This is a genomic window from Azonexus sp., from assembly GCF_036170495.1.
GTDB lineage: Bacteria > Pseudomonadota > Gammaproteobacteria > Burkholderiales > Rhodocyclaceae > Azonexus.
In genome coordinates, this window is the sequence record NZ_JAVHPH010000493.1 from 1 (window position 1) to 7,583 (window position 7,583).

6 protein-coding genes are annotated in these 7,583 nt (G+C 63.2%); all 6 read left to right on the top strand.

Annotated features, from left to right (window positions below):
* Positions 1-3,083, top strand: a 3,083-nt coding sequence (locus ADADOO_RS17705; protein WP_511278840.1) for an efflux RND transporter permease subunit, incomplete at its 5' end; no start/stop codon positions are given.
* Positions 3,080-3,304, top strand: coding sequence for a YgaP family membrane protein (locus ADADOO_RS17710; protein WP_511278841.1), 225 nt, complete (start codon positions 3,080-3,082; stop codon positions 3,302-3,304). The genes ADADOO_RS17705 and ADADOO_RS17710, both read left to right, overlap by 4 nt.
* A 165-nt stretch (positions 3,305-3,469) precedes the next feature.
* Positions 3,470-5,404 carry a putative bifunctional diguanylate cyclase/phosphodiesterase gene (locus ADADOO_RS17715; protein ID WP_511278842.1) on the top strand — a complete coding sequence of 645 codons (1,935 nt, stop codon included), beginning with the start codon at positions 3,470-3,472 and terminating at the stop codon, positions 5,402-5,404.
* Positions 5,405-5,465: 61 nt separating this feature from the next.
* The gene (locus ADADOO_RS17720; RefSeq protein ID WP_511278843.1) at positions 5,466-6,332 is read left to right on the top strand and encodes an NAD(P)-dependent oxidoreductase; all 867 of its coding nucleotides are present in this window, start codon (positions 5,466-5,468) and stop codon (positions 6,330-6,332) included.
* Positions 6,329-7,183 carry an NAD(P)-dependent oxidoreductase gene (locus ADADOO_RS17725; protein ID WP_511278844.1) on the top strand — a complete coding sequence of 285 codons (855 nt, stop codon included), beginning with the start codon at positions 6,329-6,331 and terminating at the stop codon, positions 7,181-7,183. Before ADADOO_RS17720 ends, ADADOO_RS17725 begins: the two co-directional genes overlap by 4 nt.
* Positions 7,180-7,583, top strand: a 404-nt coding sequence (locus ADADOO_RS17730; RefSeq protein ID WP_511278845.1) for a flagellar brake protein, incomplete at its 3' end; no start/stop codon positions are given. The genes ADADOO_RS17725 and ADADOO_RS17730, both read left to right, overlap by 4 nt.

Sequence of the window (7,583 nt, forward strand, 5' to 3'; positions counted from 1 at the left end):
AAGAGCCGCAGATCGACGTGACCATGGCCGACGTGATGATCGCCTTCCCCGGCGCGTCGGCCAAGGATGTCGAAAATCTGGTGGCGCGGCCCGGCGAGCAGGTGTTGTCGCGCCTGCATGGCGTCGAACACGTCTATTCGGCTTCGCGCCCGGGCATGGCGATCATCACCGTGCAGTTCGACGTCGGCGTTAAATACAACGACGCCGTGCTGCGCCTCTACGACACCGTGCACTCGAACAGCGACTGGTTGCCGGCCAACCTCGGCGTTATGGCGCCGGTCATCAAGCCGCGCGGCATTGACGACGTACCCATCGTCGCGCTGACGTTCTCGACCAAGGATCCGGCGCGTTCCGCCTTCGACCTGCAACAGGTTGCCCGCGCCGTCGAGATCGAGCTGAAACGCATCAAGGGGACGCGCGACATCTCGACCATCGGCGGCCCCGACCACGCTATCCGTGTGCTCATGGACGCCGAGCGCATGAACGCCTACGGCGTCACGCCGCAGGACATCGCCGGCGCGCTGAAGGTCTCGAACGCCCTGCAATCCTCCGGCAATTTGACCACCGGCAACCGCGAGGTGCTGGTGCAGACCGGCACCTATCTCGAATCGGCCGCCGACGTGAAGCAACTGGTCGTCGCCGTGCGGGGCGAGGCCAGCGCGCGCAAGCCGGTTTACCTGAGCGACGTGGCGACCGTTGAAGATGGTCCGGATCAGCCGAAACGCTACGCCTGGTTCGGCGACCAAAGCGGTGAATTCCCGGCCGTCACCATGCAGATTTCCAAGCAGCCGGGCGTCAACGCGGCCGATGTGGCGAATGCCACGGTCAACCGGATAAATGACCTGAAAAACAAAGTCATTCCCGAGGGCATCGACGTCACCGTGACGCGCAACTACGGCGAGACGGCGACCGAGAAGGCGCAGAAGCTGATCGGCAAGCTGATCTTCGCCACCGCCTTCGTCGTCCTGCTCGTCTTCTTCGCCCTCGGCAAACGCGAGGCGGTCATCGTCGGTGTCGCCGTTACCCTGACCCTGGCCGCGACGCTGTTCGCCTCCTGGGCCTGGGGCTTCACGCTCAACCGCGTCTCCCTGTTCGCGCTGATTTTCTCGATCGGCATCCTGGTCGACGACGCCATTGTCGTCGTCGAGAACATCCACCGCTGGCAGGGCCTGTATCCCGATAAAACCCTGTTCGACATCATCCCGCCGGCCGTCGATGAGGTTGGCGGACCGACCATCCTGGCCACCCTCACCGTGATCGCTGCGCTGTTGCCGATGGCCTTCGTGACCGGCCTGATGGGGCCGTACATGAGCCCGATCCCGATCAATTCGTCGATGGGCATGGCCATTTCGCTGGCCGTCGCCTTTGTCGTCACGCCCTGGCTGGCGGCGCGAATGATGAAGTCGCATGGCAACGCTCATGGAACCCATGAGCCTTCCAAGCTCGACGCCAAGCTCGACAGCACATTCCGCAAGCTGCTGGCGCCCTTCCTCGACCCGGTCAAGGGCGGTGCCATGCGCCTCAAGCTGGCCATTGCCATCGTCCTGCTCATCCTCGGCTCGGTCTCGCTGGCTTACTTCCAGCTCGTCGTGCTCAAGATGCTGCCGTTCGACAACAAGAGCGAATTCCAGGTCATCCTCGACATGCCGGTCGGCACGCCGGTCGAGGAAACGGCGCGTGTGCTGCACGAAATCGGCGCCGAGCTGGCGCAGGAAAAGGACGTCACCAACTATCAGGCCTACGCCGGCACGGCCAGTCCGATCAATTTCAACGGCCTGGTCCGCCAGTACTACCTGCGCGCCCTGCCGGAAAAGGGCGACATCCAGGTCAATCTGGCCGACAAGCACCATCGTTCGCGGCAGAGCCACGAGATCGCCAGTTCGCTGCGCGAGCGCATCGAGGCCATCGGCAAGGCCAACGGCGGCGTCGCCAAGGTCGTCGAAGTGCCGCCGGGTCCGCCGGTTATGTCGCCCATCGTCGCTGAAATCTACGGTCCGGACATGGTGGGCCAGATGAGCGTCGGCAAGCAGATCCGCCAGGTTTTCGCGGAAACGAAGGACATCGTCGCGGTCGACGATTACATCGAGGCCGATTCGCGCAAGGTCATCCTGCATGTGCTGCAGAGCAAGGCGGCACAACTCGGCGTGGCGCAGAGCGACATCGTCGAGGTGGTCAGCATGGGCCTGGCCGGGCAGGACGTCACGCCGGCGCATAACACCGAATCAAAGTTCGAAATCCCGGTGCGCGTCACCTTGCCGGCCGAAAAGCAATCGAGCCTCGACGCGCTGCTCAAGCTCCGCGTCCGCTCGCGTGACGGCCAGCTGGTGCCGGTTTCCGAACTGGTCGAAGTGCGCGATGCCGCCCGCGAAAAAGCCATTTACCACAAGGATCTGCTGCCGGTCGTGTACGTCGTCGGCGACATGGGCGGCAAGCTCGATTCGCCGCTCTACGGCATGTTCGATATCCGCTCCAAGATCAACGGCATGGAACTCAAGGAGGGTGGCACGCTGGGCGAATGGTTCATCCGCCAGCCGAACGATCCGTATGCCGGCTACAGCGTCAAATGGGATGGCGAATGGAAGGTGACCTACGAAACCTTCCGCGACATGGGCATCGCCTACGGCGTCGGCCTGATCCTGATCTACCTGCTGGTCGTCGCCCACTTCGGCAGCTACCTCGTGCCGCTCATCATCATGGCGCCCATCCCGCTGACCATCATCGGCGTCATGCCCGGCCACGCGCTGTTCGGCTCGCAATTCACCGCAACGTCGATGATCGGCATGATCGCCCTGGCTGGCATCATCGTCCGCAACTCCATCCTGCTCGTCGATTTCATCAAGCTGCAAGTGGCGACCGGCATGCCGTTCCGCGAGGCGGTCATCCAGTCGGCGGCCGTGCGCGCCAAGCCGATCGCCCTGACCGCACTGGCCGCCATGCTCGGCGCCCTGTTTATTCTCGACGACCCGATCTTCAACGGCCTGGCCCTCGCCCTGATCTTCGGCATCATGGTGTCCACGCTACTCACCCTGGTCGTCATCCCTGTCCTCTATTTCTCGGCCTTCCGCAAGGAGCATCAAGCATGACCATCGAACGCATCATCCGCATCATGGCGGGTTCCTTCATTCTTCTTTCTCTGGCCCTCGGTTACCATGCCAGTCCGATTTTCGTTTCGGAGTGGTTCCTCGCCTTTACGGCTTTCGTCGGTTTCAATTTGCTGCAAAGCGGCTTCACGGGCTTCTGCCCGCCGGAAAAGCTGTTGGCCAAAATGGGTATCAAGGGCGGCAACGGGTCGTGCTGCGGCTAAGTTAATTGCGGTAAATCCATTTTGGGATCAGGCACTAAGCCGGCCCGAAATGGCCGGCGATATGAAGGCTGGTTTTTTCGCGATTTCGCTTTAGAAAAACTTTGCGAAACATTGTTTTTATGAGAGTAAACTGGCCGACGTATAACTAAAGGCTTAGTTTAATCCGTGCAGCAGATTCCGGCTTTTGCCGGCCGAAAACTCGTTTTGTTCGCCTTGATGGCCATTCTCCTGATCTGGGGCATGCTCGGTCTCGATTGGTGGTCGATCAGTCGTCGCCATTCCTCGGGCTTGGCGGATGGGGGCATCGGGGCGGCGCCGGCATGGGGGGTTCTGCTGTTGGCGCTTGGCCTGCTCGTCAGCCTGTTGATCGGCGAAGGATGTCGCCGCTTGTTCGCTGTCCGCGATCAGGCAAACAGCCAGCTGGCGCTGCACCGGCGAATCATTGACCACGCCGCCGAGGCGATGATCCTGACCGACGACGCGCAGCGGATCCTGACGGTCAACGCGGCTTTCGAGCAGATTACCGGATATGCCGCCAGCGAGGTCCTTGGCCTGACGCCAACCCGACTCAGTGCCGGGCATCATGGCCTGAACGTTCATCGCAACATCTGGGATTTCGTCGCCGAGAATGGCTTCTGGGAAGGTGAAATCTGGGACCGGCGCAAGGATGGCACGATCTATCCCAAGCAGATGCGCATCACGGCGCTGCGCGACGAGGCGGGGCAGGCCGCTAATTTTGTTGCCAGTTTTACCGATACCAGCGAAGCCAAGGCGCAGCTCGAACGCTTTGACTACCTCGCCCATCACGACCAGCTGACCAATCTGCCCAACCGTCTGGCGCTCGACGGCTATCTTGACACCCTGCTCGATGGCGCCGTGCCCGGCATCAACCGCCTGGCTCTGCTCATCATCGACCTCGACAATTTCAAGACGGTCAACGACTCGCTTGGTCACCATGCCGGTGACCGCCTGCTGGCCGAGATTGCCCGCCGCATGGGCGGCGAAATGGAGCACACGACGCGCCTCTTCCGTCTCGGCGGCGACGAGTTTGTCGTCGTTTTCAATCAGCTCGACAACGCTGAAGCCGTGATCGCGCTGCTCGACCGGCTGGTGCCGACCATCGGCATGCCCTGCGACATCGATGGGCATGCGCTGCACTGTACGCCGTCGATCGGCATCAGCCTTTATCCGGAAGATGGGCGCGATGGCCTGAGCCTGATCCGCAACGCCGATGCGGCCATGTACGCGGCCAAGGCAGCCGGGCGCAACAATTTCCAGTTCTTCGCCGAGTCGATGAACGCCGCCGCCAACAAGCGCCTGCACCTCGAAAGCGAGTTGTGGCGTGCCCTGGCCGACAACCAGTTGGTGCTTCATTACCAGCCGCAGATCGATCTGCTGAGCGGCAAGGTGGTCGGTGTCGAGGCGCTGGTTCGCTGGGCTCACCCGCTGCGCGGCATGATCGCCCCGGCCGACTTCATTCCCGTTGCCGAAGAGTGCGGCCTGATCCTGCCGCTCGGCCACTGGGTTCTGCTCACCGCCTGCCGGCAGGTGCGCAGTTGGCTCGATGCCGGGCTCGACATGGGCGAAATGGCCGTCAACATCTCGGCGCATCAATTCCGCCAGCCCGATTTCGTGCGGACGGTGCAGGCGGTGCTGGCTGAAACCGGCGCGCCGGCCAATCGGGTGGAACTTGAAATTACCGAAAGTACGGTCATGCACGGCGTCGATGGCGCCATCCAGACCCTGGCCCAGCTCAAGGCCATGGGGGTGCGGCTGGCCATTGACGATTTTGGCACCGGCTACTCTTCGCTCGCCTACCTGCGGCGCTTCCCGCTTGACCGGCTGAAGATCGACCGCTCTTTCCTGGTCGATGTCGATACCGACCCCGAGGCCGCCTCGCTGGTCACCTCCATCGTTATGCTCGGCCGCTCGCTCGGCTTGCAACTGGTGGCCGAAGGCGTTGAAAATTTTGCCCAGGCGGAATTCCTGCGCACCCTCGAATGCGAACGCGTCCAGGGCTTCCATTTTTATCAGCCGGTGTCGGCCGAGGAGGTGGTCGGTTTCGGCCGCTGTGAGGAATACGCCGCACTGCCCGCCTGAGACAGTTTGTTCGAGTGGCATTGGCGGCTAGAATTCAAGCCTTCTCGACGTGGAGCTCAGCATGAAGATTGGATTTATCGGCCTCGGCATCATGGGGCGCCCGATGGCCCTCAACCTGATCAAAGGTGGCTATGCCGTCACCGTCTGGGCGCGCCGCGCCGAATCGATGCGGCCGCTGCTCGACGCGGGTGCCACAGCCGCCACCAGCCCGGCCGACGTCGCCCGGGGCAACCAACTTGTCATTTCGATGGTGGCCGATGCGCCGGATGTCGCCGAAGTCATGCGCGGCGTCGCCAGCGCTGGCCAGAGTGGCCTGGTGGCGGTCGACATGAGCACCATCGCCCCGGCCGCAGCGCGCCTGATTGGCGAAGACCTGGCGGCAGCCGGCGTTGATTTTGTCGATGCGCCGGTTTCCGGCGGCGAGGTCGGCGCGATTGCCGGCACCTTGTCGATCATGGCCGGCGGTTCCGAAGCGGCATTCGCCCAGGCCAAACCGGCTTTCGAATGCCTCGGCAAAAACATCGTGCACGTTGGTGCCAGCGGCGCCGGGCAGGTCACCAAGGCGGCCAACCAGATCGTCACCGGCATGGGCGTACTGGCCGTCGCCGAGGCATTTGCATTTGCGGCAAAAAATGGCGTTGACCGTAGCAAGGTGCGCGAAGCGCTGTTGGGCGGATTCGCCTATTCGAAAATTCTCGAAAACCATGGCCAGCGCATGCTCGACCGCAATTTCAAGCCGGGTTTCAAGAGCTGGATGCACGAAAAGGACCTCAACATCGTCATGCAGACCGCGCATGAACTCGGCCTCTGTCTGCCCGGCTCGGCGGCGACGGCGCAAATGTTCAATGCAATGGTGGGTTCCGGCCTGGGCAATGAGGATTCGATCGCCGTGCTCAAATTGCTCGAACGTCTGTCGGGGCAGGAATGAAGGTAGGGTTCATCGGCCTCGGCGCCATGGGCCGCCCGATGGCTTTGCATTTGCATCGGGCTGGCCATCAACTGGCCGTCTGGGCGCGTCGCCCGGCAAGCATTGGCGACCTGCCGGCCCGCGTCTGTGCGACACCGGCCGAACTCGGCCGCTGCTGCGCGGTGGTGTTTACGGTGATCACCTCGAGCGCCGACGTCGAAGCCGTCGCGCTGGGTCCCGATGGCCTGGCTGAGGGCATGGCGCCCGGTTCGGTGGTGGTCGATTGCTCGACCATCGCGCCCGACGCGGCGCGCCATATCGCCGCAAAGCTTGGCGAAAAAGGCATCCACTTTCTCGACGCCCCGGTTTCTGGTGGCGAACAGGGCGCCATCGCCGCGACGCTGGCCATCATGGCCGGCGGCGAGGCGGCGGTGCTTGAACGCGTGCGGCCGCTGCTCGAATGCCTCGGCCAGCGCATCGTCCACATCGGCCCGAATGGCGCCGGGCAGGTCGCCAAGGCGTGCAACCAGATGATCATGGTCGCCGCCATCGAAGCGGCGGCCGAAGCCATGCGCCTGGCGGCCGGCGCCGGCGTCGATTGTGGCAAGGTCAGGCAGGCGCTGGCGGGCGGTTCGGCCGCCTCGCGGGTGCTCGATGTGATGGGCGAACGCATGGTGCGCCGCGATTTTTCGGCCGGCATCGAAGCCCGCCTGCATCACAAGGATTTCGGGTTGGTTCTTGAAGCGGCGCGGCAGAGCGGGGTGGCGGTGCCGCTCACGGCAGTCGTCGCCCAGCAGCTCAATGCGCTCATGGCGCAAGGCTGGGGGCGGGACGATACGTCTTCGCTGCTGCGCGTGCTGGAGTCGGCATGAGTCAGATCGCCCAGCTTTCCGAAGCCGAAATCGAGGCGCGTTTCCATGTCACCGGGACGCTGCCGATTGCCTTTTTGCTCGTCGGCTATGCCCGCACCAAGGATCAATTTACGGTCTCCTTCGGCGGCGGCGAGGAGATGATGCTGACCACGCTGCTCGACGCCCAGCCGGCCGGCGACCGCCTTGTTTTCGACTGCAGCGGCAGCGCCGAGATCAACCGGCGCTTTGTCGATAGCCGCCGCAATGTATTCTCCGGCCGGCCCGGCGGCATCCACGTGCAATTTACGACCGGCCCGGCGACGGAGGTGAATTTTGAAGGCGGCAAGGCATTTGCCGTGCCTCTGCCCAAATACGTCGTCCGCCTGCAGCGCCGGGAGACTTTTCGCATCGAAACGCCGCG

Excerpts from the sequence above, each read along its gene's own strand:
- ADADOO_RS17725 (WP_511278844.1), top strand. The coding sequence starts at position 6,329 with ATGAAGGTAGGGTTCATCGGCCTCGGCGCCATGGGCCGCCCGATGGCT.
- ADADOO_RS17710 (WP_511278841.1), top strand. The coding sequence starts at position 3,080 with ATGACCATCGAACGCATCATCCGCATCATGGCGGGTTCCTTCATTCTT.
- ADADOO_RS17720 (WP_511278843.1), top strand. The coding sequence starts at position 5,466 with ATGAAGATTGGATTTATCGGCCTCGGCATCATGGGGCGCCCGATGGCC.